This is a genomic window from Rhodanobacter geophilus, assembly GCF_040812275.1.
Taxonomy (GTDB): domain Bacteria; phylum Pseudomonadota; class Gammaproteobacteria; order Xanthomonadales; family Rhodanobacteraceae; genus Rhodanobacter_A; species Rhodanobacter_A geophilus.
This window is the reverse complement of record NZ_JBFOHL010000002.1, coordinates 193943-219635: the sequence shown is the minus strand read 5'-3', so window position 1 is coordinate 219635 and position 25693 is coordinate 193943. Positions and strand designations below refer to the sequence as shown.

Annotated in this window: 20 protein-coding genes, 4 tRNA genes and 1 pseudogene; 9 read left to right on the top strand and 16 right to left on the bottom strand. The window is 62.5% G+C overall.

Annotated elements, in window-relative coordinates; translation table 11 throughout:
• Positions 1–82: 82 nt before the first annotated feature.
• Positions 83–868, bottom strand: coding sequence for an FKBP-type peptidyl-prolyl cis-trans isomerase N-terminal domain-containing protein (locus ABQJ56_RS03140; RefSeq protein WP_367843527.1), 786 nt, complete (start codon positions 866–868; stop codon positions 83–85).
• A gap of 179 nt (positions 869–1047) precedes the next feature.
• Complete coding sequence (locus tag ABQJ56_RS03135) at positions 1048–2817, bottom strand: cation:proton antiporter (protein WP_367843526.1); 1770 nt, start codon at positions 2815–2817, stop codon at positions 1048–1050.
• 169 nt (positions 2818–2986) lie between these two features.
• Between ABQJ56_RS03135 and ABQJ56_RS03130 the strand changes: the two genes are divergently transcribed.
• The 3 genes from ABQJ56_RS03130 (at position 2987) to ABQJ56_RS03120 (ending at position 3324) form a co-directional block, all read left to right on the top strand.
• Positions 2987–3062, top strand: a tRNA-Ala gene (locus tag ABQJ56_RS03130).
• 69 nt (positions 3063–3131) lie between these two features.
• A tRNA-Glu gene (locus ABQJ56_RS03125) sits at positions 3132–3207 on the top strand.
• Between the two features lie 40 nt (positions 3208–3247).
• A tRNA-Asp gene (locus ABQJ56_RS03120) sits at positions 3248–3324 on the top strand.
• Between the two features lie 112 nt (positions 3325–3436).
• Here the strand turns inward: ABQJ56_RS03120 and ABQJ56_RS03115 are convergent.
• Positions 3437–3910, bottom strand: coding sequence for a DUF1249 domain-containing protein (locus tag ABQJ56_RS03115; RefSeq protein WP_367843525.1), 474 nt, complete (start codon positions 3908–3910; stop codon positions 3437–3439).
• A gap of 28 nt (positions 3911–3938) precedes the next feature.
• The gene (gene ppsR, locus ABQJ56_RS03110) at positions 3939–4754 is read right to left on the bottom strand and encodes a posphoenolpyruvate synthetase regulatory kinase/phosphorylase PpsR (protein WP_367843524.1); all 816 of its coding nucleotides are present in this window, start codon (positions 4752–4754) and stop codon (positions 3939–3941) included.
• 235 nt (positions 4755–4989) lie between these two features.
• Between ppsR and ppsA the strand changes: the two genes are divergently transcribed.
• Entirely contained in the window at positions 4990–7428 is a 2439-nt protein-coding gene (ppsA, locus tag ABQJ56_RS03105) for a phosphoenolpyruvate synthase (protein WP_367843523.1), read from the top strand.
• 94 nt (positions 7429–7522) lie between these two features.
• Positions 7523–7612: transfer RNA gene (locus tag ABQJ56_RS03100), tRNA-Ser, on the top strand.
• A 227-nt stretch (positions 7613–7839) separates the two neighbouring features.
• On the opposite strand, the gene ABQJ56_RS03095 is transcribed toward ABQJ56_RS03100, so the two are convergent.
• The 6 genes from ABQJ56_RS03095 to ABQJ56_RS03070 all read right to left on the bottom strand — a co-directional run bounded on the left by ABQJ56_RS03095 (position 7840) and on the right by ABQJ56_RS03070 (position 13428).
• Positions 7840–8859, bottom strand: coding sequence for a hypothetical protein (locus ABQJ56_RS03095; RefSeq protein ID WP_367843522.1), 1020 nt, complete (start codon positions 8857–8859; stop codon positions 7840–7842).
• A gap of 33 nt (positions 8860–8892) precedes the next feature.
• Entirely contained in the window at positions 8893–9840 is a 948-nt protein-coding gene (locus ABQJ56_RS03090; RefSeq protein WP_367843521.1) for a transglutaminase family protein, read from the bottom strand.
• Between the two features lie 61 nt (positions 9841–9901).
• On the bottom strand, positions 9902–10264 hold the full coding sequence (locus tag ABQJ56_RS03085; RefSeq protein ID WP_367843520.1) for a hypothetical protein: 363 nt from the start codon (positions 10262–10264) through the stop codon (positions 9902–9904).
• Entirely contained in the window at positions 10251–11009 is a 759-nt protein-coding gene (locus tag ABQJ56_RS03080; RefSeq protein ID WP_367843519.1) for an RHS repeat-associated core domain-containing protein, read from the bottom strand. The genes ABQJ56_RS03085 and ABQJ56_RS03080 overlap by 14 nt, the downstream gene beginning before the upstream one ends.
• 269 nt (positions 11010–11278) lie before the next feature.
• Positions 11279–12658 carry a hypothetical protein gene (locus ABQJ56_RS03075; protein ID WP_367843518.1) on the bottom strand — a complete coding sequence of 460 codons (1380 nt, stop codon included), beginning with the start codon at positions 12656–12658 and terminating at the stop codon, positions 11279–11281.
• 77 nt (positions 12659–12735) lie between these two features.
• Positions 12736–13428, bottom strand: a complete 693-nt coding sequence (locus ABQJ56_RS03070) for a hypothetical protein (RefSeq protein WP_367843517.1) — start codon at positions 13426–13428, stop codon at positions 12736–12738.
• Positions 13429–13797: 369 nt separating this feature from the next.
• On the opposite strand from ABQJ56_RS03070, the gene ABQJ56_RS03065 reads away from it, so the two are divergent.
• Complete coding sequence (locus ABQJ56_RS03065; protein WP_367843516.1) at positions 13798–14142, top strand: helix-turn-helix domain-containing protein; 345 nt, start codon at positions 13798–13800, stop codon at positions 14140–14142.
• A gap of 14 nt (positions 14143–14156) precedes the next feature.
• On the opposite strand, the gene ABQJ56_RS03060 is transcribed toward ABQJ56_RS03065, so the two are convergent.
• Positions 14157–14642 (bottom strand): JAB domain-containing protein, encoded by a 486-nt coding sequence (locus ABQJ56_RS03060; RefSeq protein ID WP_367843515.1) that lies wholly within the window; start codon positions 14640–14642, stop codon positions 14157–14159.
• A 116-nt stretch (positions 14643–14758) separates the two neighbouring features.
• Complete coding sequence (locus tag ABQJ56_RS03055) at positions 14759–15130, bottom strand: hypothetical protein (RefSeq protein WP_367843514.1); 372 nt, start codon at positions 15128–15130, stop codon at positions 14759–14761.
• A gap of 773 nt (positions 15131–15903) precedes the next feature.
• Here ABQJ56_RS03055 and ABQJ56_RS03050 point away from each other — a divergent pair.
• Positions 15904–16329, top strand: coding sequence for a helix-turn-helix transcriptional regulator (locus ABQJ56_RS03050; RefSeq protein WP_367843513.1), 426 nt, complete (start codon positions 15904–15906; stop codon positions 16327–16329).
• A 132-nt stretch (positions 16330–16461) separates the two neighbouring features.
• The gene (locus ABQJ56_RS03045) at positions 16462–17751 is read left to right on the top strand and encodes a YagK/YfjJ domain-containing protein (RefSeq protein WP_367843512.1); all 1290 of its coding nucleotides are present in this window, start codon (positions 16462–16464) and stop codon (positions 17749–17751) included.
• Here the strand turns inward: ABQJ56_RS03045 and ABQJ56_RS03040 are convergent.
• Both ABQJ56_RS03040 and ABQJ56_RS03035 read right to left on the bottom strand, forming a co-directional pair.
• Positions 17726–19096: a hypothetical protein gene (locus ABQJ56_RS03040; RefSeq protein WP_367843511.1), complete on the bottom strand. Its 1371-nt coding sequence runs from the start codon at positions 19094–19096 to the stop codon at positions 17726–17728. The genes ABQJ56_RS03045 and ABQJ56_RS03040 overlap by 26 nt on opposite strands.
• Entirely contained in the window at positions 19074–20315 is a 1242-nt protein-coding gene (locus ABQJ56_RS03035) for a tyrosine-type recombinase/integrase (protein ID WP_367843510.1), read from the bottom strand. Before ABQJ56_RS03035 ends, ABQJ56_RS03040 begins: the two co-directional genes overlap by 23 nt.
• 451 nt (positions 20316–20766) lie before the next feature.
• Here ABQJ56_RS03035 and ABQJ56_RS03030 point away from each other — a divergent pair, with 451 nt between their 5' ends.
• On the top strand, positions 20767–21255 hold the full coding sequence (locus tag ABQJ56_RS03030; protein ID WP_367843509.1) for a hypothetical protein: 489 nt from the start codon (positions 20767–20769) through the stop codon (positions 21253–21255).
• 125 nt (positions 21256–21380) lie between these two features.
• Here the strand turns inward: ABQJ56_RS03030 and ABQJ56_RS03025 are convergent.
• Together ABQJ56_RS03025 and ABQJ56_RS03020 are read right to left on the bottom strand one after the other, a co-directional pair.
• Positions 21381–21608: pseudogene (locus ABQJ56_RS03025) on the bottom strand (integrase core domain-containing protein); the annotation flags it as partial.
• A gap of 77 nt (positions 21609–21685) precedes the next feature.
• Positions 21686–25555 (bottom strand): GH36-type glycosyl hydrolase domain-containing protein, encoded by a 3870-nt coding sequence (locus ABQJ56_RS03020; RefSeq protein WP_367843508.1) that lies wholly within the window; start codon positions 25553–25555, stop codon positions 21686–21688.
• Positions 25556–25693: the final 138 nt, after the last annotated feature.

Genomic DNA, 25693 nt, shown 5'->3' with positions numbered 1-25693 from the left:
GGGCGGCCGTCGCCATGGCCCGACAAAGCGAGAGGGCGCGAATCGCTTCGCGCCCTCTCGCCATGGACTGCCAGGGCCGTGCTTACTGGCCGCTGTTGCCGCCACCGTTGCCGGCAGGAGCGGCCGGCGTCGGCTTGGTGCTGACCAGGGTCACGTCGAAGATCAGCGTGGCGTTCGGCGGCATCGGCGGCTGCGGCTCGGCGCCGTAGGCCAGGTTCGCCGGGATGAACAGCTTGTAGTGGCCACCCACCTGCATCAGCTGCAGGCCCTCGCGGAAACCCGGGATCACGCCGGCCAGCGGGATGTCGGCCGGGCCCGGCGGGTTGTGCTTGGAGGAGGCATCGAACACCGTGCCGTCGATGAAGCTGCCGGTGTAATCGATCTTCACCGTGTCGCTCGGACCCGGGCGGGCACCGGTGCCCTGGCTGATGACCTGGTACTGCAGGCCCGAGGCGGTGACCTTCACGCCCGGCTGGGTCTTGTTCTTGGCAAGGAAGGCGTCGCCCTCGGTCTTGTTCTTGGCGGCTTCCTTGGCCATCTCGGCCTGGTACTTGGCCTTGATCTTGGCCATGAAGGCGTCATGCACCTGCTTGGCCTCGGCCTCGCTCATGGTCGGCTTCTGGCCGGAGAGCGCGGCCTTCACCGCATTCGCCACGGCAGTCGGGTCCAGCTCGTCACGCATGATCGGCGGAACCTGGGAAGCAATCTCCCAGCCCACCACGTAGCTGGCCTTGGCCTTGTCAACCGTGCCGGCGGCACTGCTGGGGGCCTTGGTGGTGGTCTTCTGGGCGGCGAATGCACCCGCCGACAGGCCCAGCGCCGCGGTCATCGCCACCGCCGTCAGCGTGGGGCGCAGAAAATGCTTCATTCGAAACTCCCTCGTATTGGATATGCCGGTGCCGCCGGCCGGGCCCCCACCGCGGAGGCATGGTCGCCCATTGTGGGGCGACTGCGCCGGGCTTGCAATCGGGTTCAGTTGCGACAGTCAAGTCGTGGAAAGGTTCCGTCGATTCGGCACGAGGCACCGGCGAAACATGCCTGACCCCATCAGGCGGAATGGCCCTGCTCGGGCGGCTCCGGCTTGTCCAGCGTCTCCTTCAGGGCGGCCTGCAGCCGCGCATGCAGCTTCACCAGGCTGCGCCACAGCACCACCGCCAGCGTCACGCCGGCCACCAGCAGCGACAGCGCCACCCCGCGCGGCGGCAGGATCGCCGAGCCCAGCGCGCTGACCAGCAGCGCCAGGGCGAACAGGGTGGCCAGCGGGATCATCCGCGCCAGCACGTTGCGGATCGCCTGCGTGTAGGCACCGGCGAAACGCTCGCGTATGCCCAGCTCGGCCAGCAGCATGCCCAGCGCCTCGGCCTTGCGGTACACGGCGATCAGCATCGGCAGCGACAGGAACAGCGCGCCGGCCCAGATCAGCGTGTGGCGCAGGTCGCGATGGATGCCGAATTGCGCGAACCAGTCCCAGCCGTGCGAATTCACGTAGGCGCCGATCACGAACAGCGTGACCACCAGCAGCACGTTGACCGCGATATGCCACAGCAGGCGGCGCAGCATCGCCGCCAGCACCGCGTTCTCGTTCACCGGCTTGAGGTTCTCCAGCCAGCCGCTGTAGCTGTCGGCCAGCAGGCGCAACGACCGCGGCGTGATGCGCGACAGGCCATCGGCAAGCCGGTCGGCCGAGCGCCCCAGGTACGGCGACGACGCCATGCACAGCACCGACACCGCCACCGCGATCGGATAGAGGAAATCGCTGATCGCGCCCAGCGACAGGCCCAGCGTGGCGATCACGAACGAGAACTCGCCGATCTGCGCCATGCTCAGGCCCGACCGCAGCGCGGTGCGCGCGTCGTGCCCCACGGCGAGGATGCCCAGGCCGCAGGCCAGCGTCTTGCCCACGATCACCACCGCGGCGATCAGCAGCGCCGGCAACGCGTACTGCCACAGCATCGCCGGGTCGATCTTCAGGCCGATCGCCACGAAGAACAGCGCGGCGAACATGTCGCGCAGCGGCTCGATCAGGTGCAGCACGCGCCCCACGCTGCGCGCCTCGGCCACCACCGCGCCGGCGAGGAAGGCACCCAGCGCCACGCTGAACCCCATCCACACCGCCAGCAGGCTGGCGCCGAAGCAGATGCCGAGCACGCTCACCAGCAGGGTCTCGTCGCGGCCGAAGCCGGCCACGTAGTCCACCAGCCGCGGCAGCAGCAGCAGGCCCAGGATCATGCCCACCACCACGAACAGGCCGAGATGGCCGATCAGCGCGAATGCGGTGTCCGCATGCACGGTGCCGCCGATCGCCACCGCGGTGAGCAGGGTCAGCATCACGATGGTGAGCACGTCCTCCGCCACCAGCAGCCCCACCACCAGTTTCGCGAACGGCAGGCCCTGCTTGCCGCCCTCCTTCAGCGTGCGCGTGGCGACCATGGTCGAGGACAGCGCGATGATCGCGCCGAGGAACAGCGCGTCGATGCCCTTCCAGCCGAACAGGCCACCCAGGCCCACGCCGATCCACAGCATCAGGCCCACTTCCAGCACCGCCACCGCGAGCACGCCGATGCCTACCTCGCGCAACTTGCGCACGCTGAACTCCAGCCCCAGCGTGAACATCAGCAGCACCACGCCGAGATTGGAGATGTCGTCGATCGCGCGCGGATCGGCGACCAGCATGCCCGGCGTGTGCGGGCCGATCAGCACACCGGCCAGGATGTAGCCAAGCAGCACCGGCTGGCGAAAACGCTGGAACAGGATCGTGGCGGCGCCGGCCACGAGCATCACGATCGCGAGGTCGCGGATGAAGCCGATCTCGTGCATGTCTACCTCTGGTTGCGCCGATGCCGGGAGCTTAAACGATGCCTCGCATGCAGCACGCCCGACGCCGGACGGATCACGTCCAATGACGCCCGGCGATCACGTGAAGATTTCTTGAAAAAAAGCTTGACGGATTTCCGACCCCCACCTATTCTTTGCGGCTTCCAGCGGCGGGGCCATAGCTCAGCTGGGAGAGCGCCTGCATGGCATGCAGGAGGTCGGCGGTTCGATCCCGCCTGGCTCCACCAGGGTTTGATTCAACGCAAGTCCTTTGCGAGAACCCGCACTTCCCTGTGCGGACTTTTCGAAAAAGCAACGTCCCCATCGTCTAGAGGCCTAGGACATCACCCTTTCACGGTGGCGACCGGGGTTCGAATCCCCGTGGGGACGCCAGGATTTGGTACGCGTTGTTGCTTTTGCTGGAAACACATGTGGAGCGGTAGTTCAGTCGGTTAGAATGCTGGCCTGTCACGCCGGAGGTCGCGGGTTCGAGTCCCGTCCGCTCCGCCACGATCAACAAAGAAGCCGCCCTGGGGCGGCTTTTTTGTTGGCTCGGCGAGCCTCCCTTGCAGGAGCGGCTTCAGCCGCGATTCCACGCCGTTGGTCGCGGCTGAAGTTGCTCCTACGACGGCCCGGCATCGGCCCGCACCAGCGTTCCCATCGAGTGTCCCTGCTCCGCCAGGTACTCCAGCCAGCGCGCGAGGAAACCATTCATCTGCAGGCGATGCTGGAACACCGTGTGCGCGGGCGCGAACGGCCCGAGCACCTGCCACAGATGCCGCCCGGGATGACAGTGCAACGCCTCGGCCACGTGGGCATCGGTGTACATGCGCAGTTGCGCCGACGGCGCGCGATGGCCGGTGTGCGCGTCGACGAAGTCGTAGGTGAGTTCCAGCTCCAGCGTGTAAGGGTGGCGCTCCTGCACTGCCAGGTGCACGTTGAGACCGTCATCCACGTCCGACACGTACTGCCCCGGCGCCAGCTGCTGGGGTGCGAACAGCCGCGTCAGCCGGTGGTAGTTCTCCGCATACAGGCCCATCAGGAACTCGAAGCGTCCCGGCAAAAGGCTGTGGCGATCGTCGAGTACGGCACTCATGGGACGCTGGCTGCTCCTGTGCGGTGTTTCAATACATGGTGCGCTCGATGCCGAAGCTGGCGAAGATCTTGCTCGCGATCTCCTCGATCGACACGTGCGTGGTGTTGAGGGACGGGATGCCGGCCTGGCGCATCAGCCGGTCGGCCTGCTCCAGCTCCCAGCGGCACTGCTTGAGGGTGGCATAGCGGCTGCCCGCGCGGCGCTGCTCGCGGATCTGCGCCAGCCGCTCGGGCTCGATGGTGAGGCCGAACAGGCGATCGCGATACGGGCGCAGGCGCGCCGGCAGTTCCAGCTTTTCCAGATCCTCGTCGGTCAGCGGGTAGTTGGCGGCGCTGACGCCGTAATGCAAGGCCATGTACAGGCAGGTCGGCGTCTTGCCCGAGCGCGACACGCCGACCAGGATCAGGTCGGCCTGCGCGTAGTCCACGTCGATGCCGTCGTCGTGCGACAGCGCGTAGTTGGTGGCGTTGATGCGCGCCTCGTATTTCTCGAAATCCACCAGGCCGTGCGAGCGGTTCACCGCGCCGGAACGCTTGGCGCCCAGCTCCGTCTCCAGCGGACCGATGAACGGCGCGAACACGTCCAGCATCAGCGCGCCGCTGGCCGCGACGATGTCGCACAGCGCGCGGTCGGCCATGGTGTTGACCACGATCGGCCGCTCACCGCTCTTCGCGTAATGCGTCTTGATGCGCAGCGCGGCCGCCTCGGCCTTGTGCGTGTCATCGATGAAGGGCAAGCGATGCTTGTCGAAACGCAGTCCCTCGAACTGCGCGAGGATACTGTTGCCGATCGTCTCCGCGGTGATGCCGGTGGAGTCGGAAATGAAGAAGACCGTGCGCTGCATGGAGGGTCCGGAAGCCATGGTGATCGCCTGCGACGCACCTTAGCGCAAGCCCCCGGAGACTGTCGCCGCTTGACCGGCGCCTGACTGGTATGCAGTTGGCGCGGCGCCGGCCGGCATTGGTCTTCTTGTGCCGCGCACCATCGACAGCGGACAATACCAATCCTTTGCGGCCCGCTTTCTGCCTGCGCTTCGCGACCATTCCACTGTCTGCGGCACTTTCCCTGAGGAGATCCCCTTGAACCAGCTCGTGCTTTGGCTCGACCAGTTGCGCATGACCGACCTCGCCAAGGTCGGCGGCAAGAACGCGTCGCTCGGCGAGATGATCGGCAACCTCGCCAGGCTGGGCGTCTCGGTGCCCGGCGGCTTTGCCACCACGGCCGACGCGTTCCAGCAGTATCTGGAAAAGAGCGGCGTGGCCAAGCGCATCCAGGCACGCCTCGCCGAGCTCGACGTCGACGACGTGGACGCGCTGACCAGGGCCGGCAAGGAGATCCGCGAGTGGGTCACCGAGACGCCGCTGCCGGCCGAGCTCGACCAGGCCATCCGCGACGCCTACGCCAAGCTGTGCAAGGACGCGGCTTCTGTTGAAGGGTCCGGCGATGGATCTCCGGTTTTTGATTCTGGCGATCAGGGACGATCGCAGAAGTATCCGGACGTCGCGGTGGCGGTCCGTTCCTCGGCCACCGCCGAAGACCTGCCCGACGCCAGCTTCGCCGGCCAGCAGGAGACCTTCCTCAACGTGGTCGGCATCGACGACGTGCTGCACAAGGTGAAGGAGGTCTTCGCCTCGCTGTACAACGACCGCGCCATCGCCTACCGCGTGCACCAGGGTTTCGCGCACGAGAACGTGTTCCTCTCCGCCGGCGTGCAACTGATGGTGCGTTCGGACGTGGGCGCCTCCGGCGTGCTGTTCACGCTGGACACCGAATCGGGCTTCCGCGACGTGGTGTTCGTCACCGGCAGCTACGGCCTCGGCGAGATGGTCGTGCAGGGCGCGGTGAACCCCGACGAGTTCTACGTGTTCAAGCCCACGCTGAAGGCCGGCAAGCCCGCCGTCCTGCGCCGCAACCTCGGCGCCAAGCAGTTGCGCATGGTGTATTCGAAGCAGCCCGGCGAGCGCGTGAGGACCGAGGACACCCCGGCCGAGCTGCGCAACCGCTTCTGCATCGGTGACGCCGACGTGGAAGCGCTGGCGAAGCAGGCGCTGATCATCGAGCAGCACTACGGCCGCCCGATGGACATCGAGTGGGCGAAGGACGGCCACACCGGCAAGCTCTACATCGTGCAGGCGCGCCCGGAGACGGTGAAGTCGCGCGCGCACGCCACCCAGCTCGAACGCTTCCACCTCGGCGAGAAGGGCAAGGTGCTGGCCGAGGGCCGCGCGATCGGCCAGAAGATCGGCGCCGGCAAGGCGCGCGTGATCCGCTCGCTGGCCGACATGAACAAGGTGCAGCCCGGCGACGTGCTGGTGGCCGACATGACCGACCCCGACTGGGAGCCGGTGATGAAGCGCGCCAGCGCCATCGTCACCAACCGCGGCGGCCGCACCTGCCACGCGGCGATCATCGCCCGCGAGCTGGGCGTGCCCGCCGTGGTGGGCACGCACAACGCGCTGGACAGCATCCCCGACGGCGCCGACGTCACCGTGTCCTGCGCCGAGGGCGACACCGGCACGATCTACGAAGGCCAGCTGAAGTTCGAGCGCGTCACCGCCGACCTCGGCGCGATGCCCGAGGCGCCGCTGAAGATCATGATGAACGTGGCCAACCCCGAGCGCGCGTTCGACTTCGGCATGCTGCCGAACGCCGGCATCGGCCTCGCCCGCCTGGAGATGATCATCGCCAGCCACATCGGCGTGCATCCCAAGGCGCTGCTGGAATACGGCAAGCAGGACGCCGAGACCAAGGCGAAGATCGACGCGCGCATCGCCGGCTACCCCGGCCCGGTCGAGTTCTACGTGGACCGCCTCGCCGAAGGCATCGCCACCATCGCCGCCTCGGTGTACCCGAAGCCGGTGATCGTGCGCATGAGCGACTTCAAGTCCAACGAATACGCCAACCTGCTCGGCGGTTCGCGCTACGAGCCGCACGAGGAGAACCCGATGATCGGCTTCCGCGGCGCCAGCCGCTATGTCGATCCCAGCTTCGCCGAGGCGTTCGGGCTGGAGTGCAAGGCGGTCAAGCGCGTGCGCGAGGCGATGGGCCTGGACAACGTATGGGTGATGATCCCGTTCGTGCGCACGCTGGAGGAAGGCCGCAAGGTGGTCGAGGTGCTGGCGAAGAACGACCTCCGGCAGGGCGAGCACGGCCTCAAGGTCATCATGATGTGCGAGGTGCCCTCCAACGCCCTGCTCGCCGAGGAGTTCCTGGAGATCTTCGACGGCTTCTCGATCGGCTCCAACGACCTCACCCAGCTCACCCTGGGCCTGGACCGCGATTCCTCCATCGTCGCCAACCTGTTCGACGAGCGGAACCCCGCGGTGAAGAAGCTGCTGTCGATGGCGATCAAGACCGCACGCGCCAAGGGCAAGTACGTGGGCATCTGCGGCCAGGGCCCCAGCGACCACCCCGACCTGGCCGAATGGCTGATGGACCAGGGCATCGAGTCGGTGTCGCTGAACCCCGACACCGTGGTCGACACCTGGCTGCGGCTGGCGAAGAAGAAGGCCGGCTGAGCCCGCCTGCCGTGGCAAGCCGGCCCCGCCGCGCTTGTCACGGCACCATCCACCACGTAAAATCGCCGGCTCGCGCAGACCACGCGACCCCTTTGGAGAGGTGGCAGAGTGGTCGAATGTACCTGACTCGAAATCAGGCGTTGTGGTAACACAACCGTGGGTTCGAATCCCACCCTCTCCGCCAAAGACAAAGTGCAAGTTGCTGATTTAACTTCACTTTTAAGCAAGAGACAACGGCTGGTATGCCATCTGGTGTGCCAGCCGTTGTTGTCTGCGTTTGATGTCAGTTGGGGCTGACTACCAATCCGACTGTCGCGCTCGACACGCCACGCCAAGGTGGCAATGAACTCGCCGCATGTGCCCGACTCCGCACAACCGGCCCCAGTTCACCGAATCGGCTACGCCGACCGATCAATCATCGGGCGTGGCTGGCCTCAGTTTCTCAAGTTCTTCTGGTGAAACCCTTCGTACTGGTCGTGCATATGCGGCGATCTCGCCGTCTCTTGAATACGAAAACTGCTCATAATTGCTTCGTATGGGGCAGGCATCGCCCGACTCAAAGTCGCTCGCATGTTTCTCTGAAAGCTCTATCGAATCTAGCGTATTCTGATAATATTCAGAGAATGCACTATTAGTATTCATTGATTCAATAATAGACCTAACGTCAAATTTCCTGGTATTCCTCCAGTGCCTTGGCCAATCCAAGATTAGACCACTACCCTCTTTGTATAAATGGTTTTTTAATTGCTTATCGAACATTAAGCAGTAACGAGGAGGAATTGTCTGCTGAGTAAACGAATTGCATATTCCAGCACCAATAAACTGTTGATTGATCTCCAGCATGTGTGCATCAATGACAGGCTGGCCAAGAAAGATATTCCTGACTTTATCCAAAACTCCGTCTCCAACGGCTAAAGCACCCCGAAGCGGCAATCCAACCTGAAGACTGCGGCAGATCAATTCGTTGCAGACATCCAGAAATGGGTCGCATGGCACTGGGTAGAATAGCCAATCATGAAGCGGGTCTTGAGATAATTTTTTAAGCTCGTCTTCTCCCGTTGTATGGAGAGCCGACCATGTGTAATTCGACCAGACTAGAAATGTGTCACTCGCATAAACAGCATAGACTCTGCTGTCAATTACGATCTTCGCTTCGCTACACCAATAAGGCCCTTCTTTCCTATCTGGAAAAAACCGATCCATCTCAGCTCTATGCTTGTCACCCTCCATCACGATATCAATTAAAGCGGCGTATCTGGCAGTAATTTGCTCAAGACCTAATTTCTCAAATTTGTCTTTAAAGCCAAGCACGTCAAACAAGCCTACTGCATAGGGTCTTGCTACAACCGGATTTTGCTCCGATATGTCCCAAGGGCTGTTTGCAGTCATAGCTAAATGCTCCAGCATTGCAATATAAAAACCAATACTCAATTGATCCGCTCGACAAAGGGGACTTTTAGACGATCAGCCACCGTGAGTGGCTTTGTATCGTTCGATCCGTTCAAGGTAAGCCTTGTCTTCGGCTGCTGTCGGTGGCACCCACCCCATCGCCTCCACCCGTTTCAGGATTCGGGTGTTCGAGTCGTAGAGGGCCTGGAAGTCCGCGCGCTGCTCCGGCGGCAGCTTCGCTGGGGTAAGGTGCCGGTCGAGATAGCGGTGTTCGAGTTCAAGGAAGAAAGCATTAGCCTCGTTGACGTAGCCGCCTGCGTTCTTCGGATCCAGCTTCACGACCAACATTGCCAGGCCGAGCAGGTCACCCGGCCTGCGCTGGTGCGCGTAGACCGCTTCCAAGGGTTCCAGCATCCCCGCCACGGTTTCGTGCGGCGTGGTCGTGCGTAGGTAAATCCCACTGTCGATCTGCTTCTGCGTGATATTCATTTCGTGGATATAGACGGAATCCGGCCATGAAGCTGGACTGGTGCCTTCAATGTTGAACCAGCGGCCGTTGACGTCTTGAAGCCGTGCGAATTCATGTTCCGGTGCCTGGCTTAGCGTCATCGTGAGCCCGAGTTTCTGACCCAGGATCATCAGCAGCGTGGGCATCGACACACAGTTACCCTTGCGGGTACGCAGGTAAGTCGACACCAGTTTGTTCTGATATATCTTCCCGAAGGGATCATCCAGGTCATACGAGAACGGGTGGTGGTCGTTCCATGGGCCGGACTGGTAGATGACCTGGCCCAGGGCCGTCATCACCGTCGTGGGAGGCGCATCTTTCGGCACACGGGCCCGCACGACCGCGACCCAGTGGTCCAGCGTGGCGTTGAAGGCTTTGGCATCGAACGTGGGATTGGCCGCGCGCTCGATGGCGATCTGGACCAGCGTGTAGTCCACGTGGCCATCGGGTGGGCTCGCGAGCTCTTCGATGATGTGGAGGTTCGGGTCATCGCGGACCGCGACGCCGCCGGGCATGTGGGCTTGAGCCCACGGGCTGACTGCCAGAAAGGCGAGTAGCCCGATTCCTCGACCCACCCTACGCGGCAAGCGCACGCGGTGGCTTCGCGATGAGCCAGAACACGGCGGCGGTCAAGGTGCCCAGGATCGCGCCGAGCGCCGCCACTCGCACCCCGAACAGCAAGCCACAGATGATCGCCCCGACCAACAAGCCGGCCAGAGCGTAGGACCACCACGCGGTCCAGCGGCACTTCACGAGGATCAGGTGGGCGGGTGCGCCGAGCACAATCATGGCCGGGTAACCAAGCATGGCCGCGAACTTCAACGACCAAACGCCCTCACCCGGATGCCCGAACAGCGAGAACGCCAAGAACAGCAGGCCGGGAACCAAGGGCGCCACAAGGATCGCTAGAATGAAACGGGGCCAGTTAATTGCAGACACTGATGGCTCCTGTGCCGCATCCCGTCGCCCTCGGTGTGGGGGGTGGCGGTGGGGGTGCTTCTTGTTTCCATACGTTGTTGATGTCCGGTCCGAACTCTCGGCCTTCCCATGTGCTTGGCGACTGAAGCGGTGCGGTGCCCTCGCCCCAGGTTTGTATCGAGGTGCTGCCGTCGCTGGACTGCGTGGCTTCACGCACCACGATACCCGACTGCAACGGATGACCCGGCTCGGTGACGTTTACGATGACCGGTTGGCCATCCTTCTGATTGGTCATGGTGAACGACATCACAGGGCTGATCGAGCCCGGTAGGACGTTACCAACTACCGGGGTGGCGTCGTTCGGCGTGCCTTGCGGACTAGCGCCGTTCGAACTGCCGGGTGTCGGTTTCTGGACCAGGTAATTCTGATCTTCTGTCACGGTGTGGCCCGGAGTGTCTACGGGCACCGAATAGAAGTGATAGTTGGGCGACGACGTGGTGAAGTCCTTGAACCCAGGTTGCGCTGGAAACTGCACGCGATACATGGCCGTGAAGCAGGTGGTCACTCGGTTCGAGGTGGTGCAGTCACGCCCATCCGGATCTAGGTTCGTCACCGGGTTGTTGTTGGCATACGCGTATCGGTTGAATCCGAAGATGTTGCCGGCAGTCGGCAACTTCGGATCAGGTGACAGAAAGTGTGCCTGAGCTATCGGACACCACACGACGGCAGCGACCAGCATCAAGCCGGCCCATGATCCCTTCACCATCCCCTACCTCCTAACATCAATCCCCTTTCGGGGCGAGTCTACTCTTCGGATTCTTCGGTGCAACTTGATCTGTCAGCGTATGCCGATACGTATTTCGGCTTGCTTGCCATGCGGGGCGCTGGGATAACAGAGGTGTCGGGAAGTCTGGCGCCACATGGATGACCGATGCACCGACCAAGGTGCCTACGGAGGCGCCTTGGTCGTTTCAGGGTTTGCATGCGTCAATGGAACAGCCCCTTCTCCCGATCACGGGAAAAGGGGCTGTTCTGTCACTGACCGAGCGACTTGCAGACGCTGGCCCACTCTTGCATCTGCTCCAGACTGGTCGAGGTGTCGGCGTTCTGCTTCTGTTGGTCAGCCGTGAACTTGTCCTGCAGCTTCTGGATGCAGGGGGTCATCTTCGGCCAGCCATCCGGGCCGACGTCACCGCTATGCACCGCCGCATCTGCGACTGGCTGCCCATGGGACTGCGAGGCACCGGTCAGCGTCGCCGTGGCCGAGTTCACCACCTGCTGTGTTACCGGAGCGACAGGTGTCGGCTGGACGGCTTGCGCTACCTGTGGAGCAGGAGTCGGTGGCGTCATGGCCGTGCTCGCCATGGCGACAGCAAGCGCGTCAGGAGTGTTAGCCGTCTCCTTCTCAGATTTCGATGCCGAAGCGGCTCCAGATATCTGCGCCCACTTATTGAACCCGACTTCTTGTGCCAGCACGGATTCAGGGGCACGCCCTACAGTCTGTGCATTGCGGTCGTAGCACCGATTGCTTAGGCAGAAGAGCTTGTTCGGAGCAAGTTGAAGCAGTCTGATGATCTCGTAAGGGTTATTGGAGCTGAGGTTGTCTACAGCGGTATCGGTATAGCTGGTATCGATTTTCTTGGCGAATTGGACATCCGCTGGGTTTACTGGGAACAGCTGATCGACGAATCGATCGTTAATGGAGACGATGGGGTAGCCAGCCACACCAATGCTGAATACCCCCTCTATGGGTGCGCGCTTCCACTGGTAGGCAAGGCTTGCAGCTTGAGCTGCATTGTGGCCGGGATAGTAAGCAGTCAGGGTATTCCCGTAGGTCGTATCCGTGAAAGGCTTGGCTGGCTTGACGGGAATGCGCCAGCCATAAAGGTGAGAAAGAACATGGTCGTAGTCAGCCACTTTGTTCTCGACCGCCATCTGCATGACAGCGGTGTACCACGGCGCACCATCGATATATGCACCACCACCAAGGTTAAGCCGGCTCACGTCTTTGGAGTTTCCGTTTGCATAACGGTAGTGCAATGCGATGTAGGTAAGACTTGGTTTGCCATCCGAGCCAAAAATCCACTGATAAGTCTCACCAACGGCAACGGCAGGGTTATTTGAAGGCGAGTTTGTAATATCTCTCGCAATAAACATCGAGTCTTTGACACCCTTATACGTGCAGTCGTACTGAACAAAGGTCTGGTGTTGTTCAGTTTCATCGATCTTCCACTTCACTGAGTCACAGACGTTGCGGTAATCCAGCGCCTGATCCACAGTCATGTTCGGATCTTGGACGTTCTCACTGGGGTAACTGAAGGGCAATGCCTTCACTTCGGCAATGTGCTTGTCGGGAGCACAGCCGGTCAGGGCCAGAAGGCCCAGCAGTCCGGAGACGATGAAAAGCTTTTTCATGAGAGATTTTTCCTCAGTTAAGCATCGAGTTCATGGCATACAACCCCTTCCGACTAGGAAGGGCTGCGAGGGTGGACTTACTGATCGGCAGGGGTATCGATGCCTTGGAACAACGCCGCATTGGCTTGGGCGTTTGCTGCGCGTGACATGGCATCGGCTGCCGCGGCACGCTCCGGTGAACCGACGATGCTGACGAGACTGATCAGCGAGAAGACGGCGTAGAACACGAGCCAGAACACCGGGGCATTGATGAGACCGGGCTTACTGACGTACAACGGCTCACTGCCCGTGATGGGCTGCACTCGACTCCAGCCGACGTTGAACCCGCGAATCAGGAACCATGCCGCGGTGAAGGCGGAGAAGCCAGCAACGCAAGCGAGGGAGAAACCGTTGAGACCCTCGACCAGCGCGCAGGGAAGCCAGCAGGCGACCAGCAGGATCGCGCCACCGATGGCCGCATTGCGGTATTCCTTCTTGAGCGCACTATCGCTGCCGAGCGCGAAGCCGGAGGCAAACTGCTTGCCACGCTGGCGAAGGCCCTTCTGATAGCCACGTCTGACGATGTACGGCAAACCAGTGAACAGCAGGGCGCCTACCATCAGGACGTAACCCGTCTCCCCCGCCGACACGCTGATGAACGCCGTGATGAGGAGGCTGGCGAACAACGTGCCGAAGAAGAGGCGGCTCAGGATGAGATTCCAGCGATCGACGGAGTCGAGCGACTGGGTATTGGCCTTGTAGGTGTTCCAGGTGGCAGTAACCGGATTCATGGAGGTTGCCTCGTGAGTGGTTGTAGTTGGCTTAACTGGTACTTTGGGAACCGCCTTCGTGTACGAGACCCACGCCATCCCCACAGGACGTCCTTGGAACTGGTTCGTCCAAGATGAGGGTTAAGGGGCAGAACCCGCTGCGCGTGATCACCAACCGACATACCCACCGCCACTTCAGAGTCGATGAAGTGTTCACTGGCTTTGCCTTGGGCGTGTGCGGCTTCGCATCGGTTGTTCGATGGCCCCCTGTGGCCATGCGGGAATGCCTCAGTGGGCACCCGTGAGTAGCTATATACTGTCACGGTATAGACTATTGCGCGCGGCGTATATAGGCAATGCTGATGACGATTAAGCTGCCGATGCCAACGCTTGACCACGTCCGTCGCCGCCATCTTTGCCAAGCGCCTGAAGGCTGCCCGTTCTTTGCGGGGCCTTTCGCAGCGGGCATTGGGAGGACTCGTGTCCGATGACAAAGCCAACGGCAGCGTTCGGATCAACCGCTACGAACAGCAGGTCAACCGGGCGGACATGGACACGGCCGCAGCGCTGGCGAAAGCACTCAATGTTCCGCTCGCCTACCTGTTCGCCGAAGACGACGACCAAGCCGACATGCTGCTGGCCTTCGCCAAGCTGACGAAGGCTGAACGATCGAAGCTGCTGAGTCAGGCCAAGCAATTAGCCGCAAGTAAACAAGATGCGGCGGATAAAACTTGATGCGGAACGCCGGACTACAGGAGTCCCCGGCTAGCCATGCTGACGCATTCGGCACCGATGACGAGGTGATCGAGCACCCTCACACCGACCAGACTTAGGGCATCGCGTAGTTCCCTGGTGATGGCTCGGTCAGCCGCGCTGGGTTCGGCTACGCCGCTTGGATGGTTGTGGGCGAAGATGGCGGCACTGGCATTGATGCTCAAGGCAGCTCGCACGACCTCGCGCGGATAGACACTGGCACCATCGACGGTGCCAGTGAAAAGCCGCTGGCAATCCAGGATGCGGTGCCGGTTGTCGAGCCACAGGACGTGGAACTCCTCGTGCAGGAGTGCGCCCAGGCGCATGCGCAGGAAGTCGGCGGCATCCATCGGGTTGCCGATGCAGCCTTGCCGCTGAAGTTTCTCGTGCAGGATGTTCTCGGCGGCGGCCAGGATGGCTTGATCCGTGGTGTTGTGGGAATGCCCGGCTGATGGCGGCGCCGGACGTAAAACCGTTGGCATGACAGACTCCTTGGATGCGATGGCATAACGCCCCGGGCCCCGCGTCTGCCCGGCCCCGGGCGGTATGCCGCTACGAGAGGGAAAGGTCGAAACGAACCGCGCCAGGGTGCCGTGGCTTAGCGGGACGTGTCGCCGAAGGTGTGGCCGCAGGCACGGCAGCGGCGGTTGTGCAGGATGTTCCGGTCGATGGCATCACCGAGACGGGAACCAGCCGCACAGCCGGTGGCGCCTCCGACAATGCCCTCGATGACCACGCCGGCCGCCGCACCGAGCAGCGCCCCGATGGGGCCACCCAGGATGCCCGCCTCCGCACCTGCCACCGCCGCAGCGACGCCACCAGTCGTTCCTACAACGGCACCAATCGCCCCGCCGAAGCGTCTTGCCAGGTTGCGTGGCTCGACGTGAGTCGATCGGCATTGGGGACAGCACGGCGGTGTGAACTCCATGAGGTCACCGCTCCATTCGTCATCCGGGAGACCGTCATCCATGACAGCCGTCCTTCAAGCGATAGGCCACGTACCAGCGAATGCCCCATGACCATAGGGCGCCGGCCAGAAACAGGACGGCAAAGACCACGAGGCATTCGACCAGCGAGGTATAGGGGTATCCAGCCCACGATCTATCAAACATCACCAAACCTCCTACAAAGGGGAGACATCCACCGGTCAGTCGGGTGGATGGAACTGCCGAGGTGGCAGCTCGGAAAGGTGGTGTGGAATCGTGGTTTGCTTATTTCGCAACGAAGCTTAATTGCAGATGGGAACGTGCTTTGCTGAGTTTCGTTGTGCTTCCTTGCGGCAACTTTGTCCTTTCAGGGACTTGAACCAACTCGACGCTGGAAGTTGAGCCAACTAGGCATCAACTCGACACGAAATCTGCGCCATTTTGCGGCCCGCCATAAATTCCGTATTTCACCAATGCCTGTACCGCATCGGGCAGGTAGCGCTTTTCTACTCGTGGAGTGAATGATCTCGTTGGCGTCAGGAGGGAAATGCGCAATAGCTTCGCTGGCGAGACCGCAATTTGCATCGACGCACTTCATGGCTGAGGTGGAAAGGTGCTGAAGGCCACGGTGGAACCGGCAGGCGGCCCGAGGAGGGTTCTGCATCGGTCGCAATACGGCTCCACCTGTTTGACTTCCAGATGCAGCAACGGCGCGGGTTTTTGACATCGGGAGCGTCGATGTCGAATTTTTGAACTGTACGTCCTCACGGACTTCGATCCATTCTTCGTTCATCGCAGTCACACACGGGACGGAAGGATGGCTATCGACAACGACGTTGCAGGGAAGCTGGTTGGTCTCATGGAGTTTGTGGGCAAGAGCATCGAAGCTTTGGGCCAACAAGTGGAGATCCTGAGCAAAACCGTTGCCCGTCTCGCGGCCCATGGCGGCGACGAAGACCGCGTGATGCGGGAATCTGAGGTAGCGCACAAAGTTGGACTGAGCGCGTCCACCGTCCGTAACAGGTGCACCGTTGGCCACCCGTCGTTCGACCCGGATTTCCCGCAGCCACAGTGCCTGGGCAGCGGCAAGACCCGAAACGCCGTGGGATGGAGGTGGAGCCGGATCCGGGACTGGATCGACACGCGACCGACGGCCTATCTCAACCGCCAAGTCAACAAGCGGCCACACGCTAGCAGTCGTGCGCAAAAGAGCCCCTACAGCGGGGGGGAGTGGCGCGCATAGGAGGCGATTGCCTGGAAATCTTTACGGTTACATATGCAATGCAAATGCAATGCATGGATAACTGACGTGAGGACGATTTCTGGTATCGCATAGGCAAGGCCATTGGCCGATCACCGATCACAGGAGGCGGAAATGACTTGTATTAGTCGAACGAATAACATCAACGAGGAGTTCAAGGTGAAAGAAGCAGAGAAAAATAACATCGGCAAGAGGTTCAAGCCCGACATCATGGAGGATATGCAGCGGGAAATTGCTGCAAGCGAAAGGCGCTACCAGCGACTCTCCAAGGGCATCGTTCGCACCAGTGACGGTTGTAGCCACATCACTGAAGAAATCGACTTGCCATACCACATCGAGCGGATGGCGAGCGTAACGAAGCGCATTGTAGCTGGTAGTGAAAACGCCGTGGAATTAGGTACGGGAAAGGGTCTTCTGACCTACGGCCACTTCGAGCACCGGCTGACCTGGCTGGGCACGAAGATCCGGGACATCTGCATGGATATTGTCCCCCATATCGAGCAGGCATACCCGAGCTGTCGTAGGGTAAGCGGGCTGTCGGTCAACATCACCCTAAGGGAGAATCCGCACGACTTTCCGCGCATGGATGACCTCAAGATCATCTTGAACCCCTTCCTAACGGTGATGCTTCGTGCCTGCCAGCGGATTGGCCCGACGTTGTGCAGGTATGGCGGCAAGAATCTCGATGTCGATGCGCCGGCAGTCGCCAGGGCCTTCGACCACCTGCTGCGCTTCGTGCGCCGCGTGTGTCGTTCCAAGAAGTTCAGGCGCATAGTGAACAACTATGGTCGCAATGCACGTGAAAATTTTCGAGCGTGCTGTCGGTACATGGCCTCCAAGTTTGCCGAGCATTCGCGCCTGCTGATCCTCCGCGTGGATTTCTACATCGCTCCGGAGCATAAGGTCTGGGCTATGACCGAGGACGCAAACCGGTGCATCCACAACTACCTTCGGACTATGCGCGAAAGTCGCATCGTGCCTGACGTGAAGGCGTGGATCTGCAAGCGCGAAAACGGGTTCCGGCGCGGCATCCATTACCACCTCCTGGCGGCTATGGATGGGCACAAGCACCGCGAGGCTGCGACGTATTCGCGCCTGCTCGGAGAAGCGTGGCAGCGTCGTTACAGTGGCGGTCTTGGCACGTATTTCAATTGCTGGACGAGGCGCGGCGAGTACTCGATAAACTGCCTTGGGCTTGTCCACGTCAGCGACCGGATGAAGTTGCTCGGCCTTCGTGAAGCCATCAAGTACATGACCAAAGAAGACTTCCAAGTGGATACGGGGTATGCGCGTGACCTGTGGAAGGGGGTCACACGCCGGTCATGGGCCAGCGTGAAGCGTGGCGCACCTCGTAAGCTCCAGCACGACCTCGCAATCGTCAGCGAGATCTTGGGCGACGCCTAGACTTCTTGGCCTTGGTAGACTTCTTGACTTCGGCGGCTTCCCCGGTCTCGCGAGCATCTTTGGCAAGTTCGGCGTCGGATTTGATCTGCTTTTGGAGATCATCGTATCGCTGCGGCCACGTCACAAAGTCAACGATCGTTTTCCGCTCGTCATCAGAGTCAAATCTCCATTTGCGGAGTTCATCGCGGAGCTTATCCATCAATTTGACTTGATGCTCCGCAGTGACCGCATTTTTCTGGTGATCAGAGCTAACCTTATTAAGTTGCTCCCAATGGTCTAAAGCCAAAATCACGACGCTCAGGCGCTTGCTGACGTAGTGCTCAACATTTTCACGGTATTTGGAAGCCTCATCCACGATTGCAGGGGAGATCTCTTTCGACTGGTAGTCGCTCGACGCCCATTTACGTTTATCGTTCTTGGGATGGATAAGCTTGAATGCGAGTCTGACATTGCGCTCCCTAGTGAGCCCTGCGTAGTTCCCCTGTATCTGTGTAATCCAGGCGATCACTGGCACACGACGGTCAGAAAACCAATCTTCAAGCAGGTTCTGCTTGATCGGAGGGTATCTAGGTTCGTCAAAAAAGTATTTGGCAGCGGCATAGAGCACGAACACGGCGGGAGCGCGTGATCGAAGATTGAAAGGATCATCCTCCTCAAGCTTCATCATGGGCAGAGGCGGCGGTAGTGGCTGGTCTTCTTCGGGGACATCTTCAAAGGGGACGTAAGCAGGCAGCGTACCGTGGCCGATGTCAGTGTTGGCAATCCCATCTACAGTTGCGATGGGCACGTCGGTATCGACTGAATTTTTTAGCATCCCTATGGCGCGACGATCCAGAAGGACATCCTGCCAGTCGATCCTGATGGCATGCTCGCCTGCTTCAAGAATCCACGGCCCACGGTCGATGGTTTCGCCTGCAGGACGTAAGTAGAGCTGGGCCGGAACAAACTCCAGCCCGCTTTGCTCGTGTTCGACCTTGGCGGGTATGAGTTTCAGGCCGCCGGGAAATTGCTGGACGCGCGCCATTCTTGCGACTAGCAGACTCTGTGCATCATTCGGCGCCAAGGCCAAGAAGTCGACCTCACGGCAGAGGGTAGGCTTTTTGATAACAAGTGCACCTCTACGCTTGGCCTCGGCCATCTTCTGCCGCACCGTGGGCGTCACGCAACTGGATACGTCCAGCTTTGCACTTCCTGTGTAGACCACTCTCTCCAACGGTACTGGAACATACAAGCGGAGCTTGCTTTCCGCCGCCAGGGCCAGAATGCGGCTTTGTTGATCCGCATCCGGCACAGCTTCCACGAGCGGCACCAAGCGGATAGGTTCAAGTTGCTGAGTGTCGGTCACGGGGCTTTCTAGCTCGGCGGGGCATCACGAAGTCCGCCCAAGCCTGCATCAACGCGCGTCGCTGCTCAAGCAAGTCGGTGCGGTGGTAAGCCGCCTCCACCTTGTTCTGCACAGTGTGCGCCAAGGCTCTCTCGGCCAGATCGCGCGCATACCCTTTCTCGCTGCACCAGTCGCGGAAGCTGGATCGGAAGCCATGCGCAGTAGCCACCCGTCCCGGAACGTCACTGACGGCCTTCACGCGCCGTAGGAAGGCCGTCAGAACCATGTCCGACAATGGGACACCCTTGCGCACGGACGGGAACACGAACGTGTCGTGCAGCCCCTGTTGGCGCTTGAGGAGTGCAACGGCTTGCTTGGAAAGCGGCACGCGGTGGCTCAGCTTCGCTTTCATCCGCTCCGCAGGCACTGTCCAGAGCTTGGCATTCAGGTCTACCTCGTCCCACGTCATGTAACGCGCCTCACCCGAACGGGCGGCTGTCAGCACCACGAAAGCCAATAGCTGGCATGTGACTTCAAGACTCTGTTCAGGGTCTTGCGGTAGATGAGCGGTCACGAACGTCGGAATCAATGACCAAGGCATAGCCGGCTGGTGCTGCGTGCGAACCGTCTTGCTTGGCTGGAGTGGCAAGAGGTGATTCACCACGTCGACCGGGTTGGACTGACAAAAGCCATGTGCCCATCCCCAGGCCATGACGGCGTGCAGCCGCTGCCTCACCCGTCCGGCCGTCTCGGCCTTCTCTAGCCAGATTGGCCGCAGCACGTCGGCAATGTGGCGCGGCTGGATTTGATCCATCGGCATCGCACCAATCAGCGGAAAGGCATACTCAGTGAGGGTGTTGATCCATTGCTGCGCGTGCTTGGCGTTCTTCCAGCCCGGCGTCAATTCCTTGTGCAGGGTTTCCGCAGCTTCACGTAGCGATGGGGTATGTGGCTTGGCGGCGTCAGCAGCCTTGATCTCCAACGGGTCTTTCCCGTGAGCGATTTGCTCGCGCATGAAACGGGCTTGCTGCGCTACCTCGGCAATGCTGACCTCGGGGTAGCTGCCTAGCCCCGCGTTCCGACGCTTCTTGGTAACAGGACTAACGTAACGGAAGACCCACTTGCCCTGCCCTTTACTGCTAGGGGACGGGTGGAGCGTCAGTCCGGTGACTCCGCCATGTGCGAGCGGAACGCCTCCAGGTTTGACACTGCGTGCTTTGGTGTCAGTGAGCAGGGCCATAGTGGAGGCTCCAGGTCCAGTTTTTGGTGTGCCATCCAGTATGCCACGCAAATCTGGATGTGATTGATTTTCGTTGTGGCTCGTTGAGCAAGAACCTCCAACAAACGGCTTAAAATAAGGGTTTACTCTGAGCCTCCTTGCAAAACACTGAAGCTCATTGTTACTATCCAAGGCGGCCACCCTCTCCGCCAGAAATGTAAATAAGCCCCTGAATTAAGGGGCTTTTTTATTGCCTTGTGCTCGTCGTCCCGACTTTCGTCCCTACTTCACAACCCGCTTGTGCGCGGACGGCTACGGACGCAGATCGCGGCGAGACGCGTGGCGATTTCGCTGTGCTCGGACTGCGGAGCAATAGGTACGTACTGCCCTCCCCGCGCGACGCGCTCCTGCACATGCCTGCATGGGCTACGCGCAACACGTACACTCGTCTCCACAACAGTAGGAGTGCGGCGTGGACTTAATTCAGGGGGTGACGCTCGGGATTGCCGTGATAGGCGCCACACTCGGTGTCTTCAACGCTTACTGGATGGTTCGCAAGGATGTGGTGCGTTTGCGGGTACTCAGTCGCGTCATGTTCATTTCGACCGGACAAGTAACCGTCTGCATCGAAGTCATAAACACCGGGTACATACCCGTGACGATTACGGAAGTCGGCTACACCTCTAGTCGCTTCGCTAAGCAAAAGTCCGTTATTACGAACGACTTCCTGCGGCAAACGCAGTTGCCGTGCCGCCTTGAACCAAGGGCAATTATTACCGTAACAGTCGAACCAACCTCGCTGGATGACCCAGCAATGAGTCACCTAGCGTACTGCCACGCGAAAACGGCGTGCGGCATCCTCATTCGTAAACGCCTCAGCCGGAGCTGGCGAGGTGACGCAGCGAAGCGGCTTCGTGAAGTCGAACGCACAATTCAGCAGATGTCTGCCGAGCGTCGCTAAGTAAGGTCTATGGGAGATACTGCATCTATGAGTTCCATAGTCACTTTCTTGACTGGCGGCCTGTTCGTCAAAGTCATGGAGCTTGCCTATCAGCGATGTCCCCCCGCTTTGAGTAGCGGGTGGATTTAGAGTCCGGGGTTACTTAACTGCTTCGCGTAGGCGGCCCGTGTCAGCCCGCCCAGCGCCTTCTTCGGCCACTCCTCGTTGCATGCGCGTCGCCAGCATTCGATTTTGGTGCGGGCGTGCAGCAGGCTGGGAAACCGGTGTTCGTTGTGGCACTCATCGCGCAGGCAACCGTTGAACGATTCGATGTAGCCGTTCTGGTCCAGGTTGCCCGGCTCGATCAAACGCATTGCGCCCAAGTGACCATCGCCGGCACCCTCCCGGACCTCGCTGTCCTGGTCGAGCCGTTCTTCCAGCGCGGCCAGGATCAGCTCTCGCCCAACACAGCGTGGATGCAATGGGTGCCGCCGTCGTCGACCAGCGGCACGCACAGCTCGCCGTGCGTGGTCGCCAGCGCTGCGTCGTCCAGCGAGGCGGCGGCGATGCCGCGCTGGCAGCCGTGGGGATTGCTCACGCGGATCTCGTAACAGGTGACGATGCCGCCGGGGCCGTGGCGGCGGTAATGGATCTCGGCGTGCGGCCACGCCGCCGGCAGGCATGGCGACAAGTGCAATTGCGCGCCGTGCAGGCGGAAGCCGAGGATGGCTTCCAGGCCGGCGCGATACAGCCAGCCGGCCGAGCCGGTGTACCAGGTCCAGCCGCCGCAGCCGATCCACGGCTCCACCGAATAGACGTCCGCGCACGCCACGTACGGTTCCACGCGATAGCGTTCGACCGCCTCGGCACGGTCTGCGTGGCGGATGGGGTTGAGCAGGTCGAACAGTTCGCCGGCGCGGTCGCCCTGCCCCAGCCTGGCGTGGGCGAATACCGACCAGACGGCACCGTGCGTGTACTGCCCGCCGTTCTCGCGGATGCCGGGCGGATAGCCCTTGATGTAGCCGGGGTTCTTGTCGGTATGGTCGAACGGCGGCGCGAGCAGCAGCGCGATGCCCGGGCTGGGCACCAGCAAGTGTTGCCGCACGGCCTGCATGGCGGCCTCGGCGTGGGCGCGGTCGGAGGCGCCGGCAAGCACGCTCCAGGATTGCGCGATCACGTCGATGCGGCATTCTTCGTCTTCGTGCGAGCCCAGCGGCGTGCCGTCGTCGTAGTAGCCGCGGCGGTACCAGGCGCCGTCCCAGCCGGCGTCGCCGTCCATCGTCCGCCGCAAGGCGTCGGCATGCCCGCGCCAGCGGGCGGCGCGTTCGTCCTGGCCGCGCGCCGCGGCCAGCGGCGCGAACGCGTCGATGGTGGCGATCAGGAACCAGGCCAGCCAGGTGCTTTCGCCGCGTCCCTGCGCGCCCACGTTGTTCATGCCGTCGTTCCAGTCGCCGGTACCCATCAGCGGCAGGCCGTGCGCGCCGGTGGCCAGGCTGGAGTCGATGGCACGCGCGGCGTGTTCGTACACGGTGGCGGCGTCATCGGAGGTTTGCGGCAGGTAGAACGCTTCGGTGGCGTCCTGCGGCACCGGATCGCCGTGCAGGAAGGGCAGCGATTCGTCGAGCACGGCCGTGTCGCCGGTGGTTTCCGCGTAATGCGCGGCGACGAACGGCAGCCACAGGCGGTCGTCGCTGATTCGGGTGCGGATGCCCTTGCCGCTGGGCGGCAACCACCAGTGCTGCACGTCGCCCTCGGGGAACTGGCGGCCGGCGGCGCGCAGCAGGTGTTCGCGCGCCACGTCGGGCCGGTTCGTGCACAGCGCCATGCTGTCCTGCAGCTGGTCGCGGAAGCCGTAGGCACCGCTGGCCTGGTAGTACGCGGTGCGCGCCCACAGGCGGCAGGCCAGCACCTGGTACGGCAGCCAGTCGTTGAGCAGGAGATCCATGGCGCGGTCGGGAGTGCGCACCTGCACGACGTCGAGCATGGCATCCCACTGCGCGCGCACTTCCGCCCATGCGGGGTCGATGCCCGCCGCCCGGTACTTGCGTACCAGGGTGCGCGCCTCGTCGCGCGAGGCGGCATCGCCGAGCATGAACAGCAGCTCGGCTTCGCCCTCGGGCGGCAGCTCAAGCACTGCCTGCAGCGCACCGCAGGGATCGAGCCCCGCGCCGGTGCGACCGGACAATCCACGCCGCCCCAGCAGGACGGCCGGCCGCTCCACCGAGCCGTGGCGCCCGAGAAACTCCAGCCGGTCGCCGGTGCAGGCGCCGGCCAGCTCGCCGAGGTCGACGAAGGCCACGCGCGCACCGAACTCATCGCGCCAGGCGTTGCGGGCGAACAGCGCGCCGCCGGCATCGCGCTCGGTCACGACGAAGGGCGCGCCGGTGGCGCCGTTGGCGCCCAGCGCCCATTCCACGTAGCCGGTGACGGACAGCCGCCGCCGCTGCGACGAGCGGTTGCGCAGGCGCAGCCGCGAGAGCTTCACGGTGACGTCGGCCGGCACGCATTGCAGCAGCTCCACCTCGATGTCCTGCGCGGTGTGCTCGAAGCGGCTCCAGCCCTTGCCGTGCGTGACGCGGTAGCGCGCCGAGGGCACGCGGATCGGCGCGGCGGTGGCGCTCCACAGCAGGTCGCGATCTTCGTCGCGCAGGTACAGCACCTCGTGCGGAACGTCCGACACCGGGTCGTTCGGCCATGGCGTCAGCGTGTTCTGCTGGCTGTTCTGCGACCACGCGTAACCGCCGCCCTCGGCCGAAACCAGGCAGCCGAACTGCGGGTTCGCCAATACGTTGATCCAGGGCACCGGCGTGCAGCGTTCGCCGCTCAGCTCGAGCTGGTAGCTGCGTCCGCCATCGACGAAGCCGCCCAGGCCGTTGTCGAACTCGCGCACCGGCGTGTCGGCCGGCGGCGCCGCCGCGAACGGAACGGGCGCGCGCCGCGGCGGCGCAGCGAACGCCGGCATTGATCCGCGCAGCGGCGCCGGCCACGACGAAGCGCTGTCGAGCTCGATCCGCGCGGCGGTGCGCAGGCCGTCGCGCAGCGCCGGCTGCAAGGTCTGCTCGTCCAGCGCGAAGCATTCCGCGCGAACGGCCTCCTTGCCCTTGAGCTGCCCGGCCTGGGTTTTCGCCATGGATTGCAGCGGGTCGTGCAGGGCGCCGCCCGCACAGTCCAGCAGCACCACATCGATGCCCAGCTGCATGGCTTGCCAGTAGCGCTGGGCCTGCAGCAGTTCGCGTGCGCGGCCGAGCCCGGCCTTGTCCGGCAGGCGCAACAGCACGATGGGGCGGTCGCCGGAAATGCCGGCACTCCACAGCACCGGCGCACCTCCCTGCCCGCGCGCCAGCGCCTCGGCCGGAGCGCGCCACGCGGCGTCCGGGTAAAGCAGCGCGCCGACCAGGGCATCGAAGCGTGCGGCCTGGTCCTCGTCGATGCCCAACCCGCTGCGCCGCGCCGCGGTGCAGGCCTCGCCGCTGCGTAGCGCCTGGTCGGCGGCGTCCTTCGCCTGCAGGGAACGCAGCGATGCCAGCACGCCATCGCGGCTGTCGGCCAGCACGGTCCAGAAGCACAGGCTCATGCGCGCCCCGGGCGCCAGTTCCACGCGGCGGCGGATGCTGAACACCGGATCGAGCATGCAGCCGGTGCGGTTGGACAGCCGCGCGCCCGCCCGCATCGCGAGCGCGTCGTGCAGCGTGCGGCCGCGGCCGAGGAAGCGCATGCGGTCGCTTTCGTGCGCCTCGGCACCCGGCGTTCCGTCAGCAAGCACCATGGCATGCGCGGCCCATAGGCGCGGCTCGTCCGGCGTGCGCGGGCGGCGGGTGGCCAGCAACGCGCCTGCTTCGGCCATCCATTCGGTCTGCACGAACATCTTGGAGAACACCGGGTGCGTGACGTCCGCACCGGCCGGCCCCAGCACCAGTTCCGCATACGAGGTGATCGACAGCTCGCGCGGCCGCTCGCCGTGGTTGGTCAGGGCGAGGTGGCGCAGTTCCGCGTCGAGTGCGCCGTGCACCGCGATGTCCAGCACGCTTTCCAGCGTGCCGTGGTTGCGCGTGAAGCGTGCGCGGGACGCGTCGAAGTCCACCGCGAATTCCCGCGATTCGCCACCCAGCGGTTGCGGCGTGGCGGACCAGGCTTCGCCGCTGGCTTCGTCGCGCAGCAACACGTAGCTGCCCCAGGCATCGCCGACAGCATCCTCGCGCCAGCGCGTCACCGCCTGCCCGTTCCAGTGGCAGCCGCCCGCGCCGGCGGCGCCCACGAAGCTGGCGAGATGGCCGTTGGAAAGCCACGACACGGGATGCGCGATACGGGAAGGCAAGGTCATGGTGGTCAGTGGCCCTTCGCGCGGCGAGGCTGCGACCGCGCATGCAGAGGGAACCCCGAGCCTACGGGCCGCCCCCGGAGCGTGGCGTGAAATCGGGGGCTGCGCGCCCTCTACACACGACCCATGCAAGCGCTGCGG

What these genes read in the sequence shown, in the direction of transcription:
- ABQJ56_RS03140 (WP_367843527.1), bottom strand. Translation starts at nt 868, where the DNA reads ATGAAGCATTTTCTGCGCCCCACGCTGACGGCGGTGGCGATGACCGCG.
- ABQJ56_RS03135 (WP_367843526.1), bottom strand. Translation starts at nt 2,817, where the DNA reads ATGCACGAGATCGGCTTCATCCGCGACCTCGCGATCGTGATGCTCGTG.
- ABQJ56_RS03115 (WP_367843525.1), bottom strand. Translation starts at nt 3,910, where the DNA reads ATGAGTGCCGTACTCGACGATCGCCACAGCCTTTTGCCGGGACGCTTC.
- ppsR (WP_367843524.1), bottom strand. Translation starts at nt 4,754, where the DNA reads ATGCAGCGCACGGTCTTCTTCATTTCCGACTCCACCGGCATCACCGCG.
- ABQJ56_RS03090 (WP_367843521.1), bottom strand. Translation starts at nt 9,840, where the DNA reads ATGCCCGGCGGCGTCGCGGTCCGCGATGACCCGAACCTCCACATCATC.
- ABQJ56_RS03080 (WP_367843519.1), bottom strand. Translation starts at nt 11,009, where the DNA reads ATGGTGAAGGGATCATGGGCCGGCTTGATGCTGGTCGCTGCCGTCGTG.
- ABQJ56_RS03075 (WP_367843518.1), bottom strand. Translation starts at nt 12,658, where the DNA reads ATGAAAAAGCTTTTCATCGTCTCCGGACTGCTGGGCCTTCTGGCCCTG.
- ABQJ56_RS03070 (WP_367843517.1), bottom strand. Translation starts at nt 13,428, where the DNA reads ATGAATCCGGTTACTGCCACCTGGAACACCTACAAGGCCAATACCCAG.
- ABQJ56_RS03060 (WP_367843515.1), bottom strand. Translation starts at nt 14,642, where the DNA reads ATGCCAACGGTTTTACGTCCGGCGCCGCCATCAGCCGGGCATTCCCAC.
- ABQJ56_RS03055 (WP_367843514.1), bottom strand. Translation starts at nt 15,130, where the DNA reads ATGGATGACGGTCTCCCGGATGACGAATGGAGCGGTGACCTCATGGAG.
- ABQJ56_RS03050 (WP_367843513.1), top strand. Translation starts at nt 15,904, where the DNA reads ATGGCTATCGACAACGACGTTGCAGGGAAGCTGGTTGGTCTCATGGAG.
- ABQJ56_RS03045 (WP_367843512.1), top strand. Translation starts at nt 16,462, where the DNA reads ATGACTTGTATTAGTCGAACGAATAACATCAACGAGGAGTTCAAGGTG.
- ABQJ56_RS03035 (WP_367843510.1), bottom strand. Translation starts at nt 20,315, where the DNA reads ATGGCCCTGCTCACTGACACCAAAGCACGCAGTGTCAAACCTGGAGGC.
- ABQJ56_RS03020 (WP_367843508.1), bottom strand. Translation starts at nt 25,555, where the DNA reads ATGACCTTGCCTTCCCGTATCGCGCATCCCGTGTCGTGGCTTTCCAAC.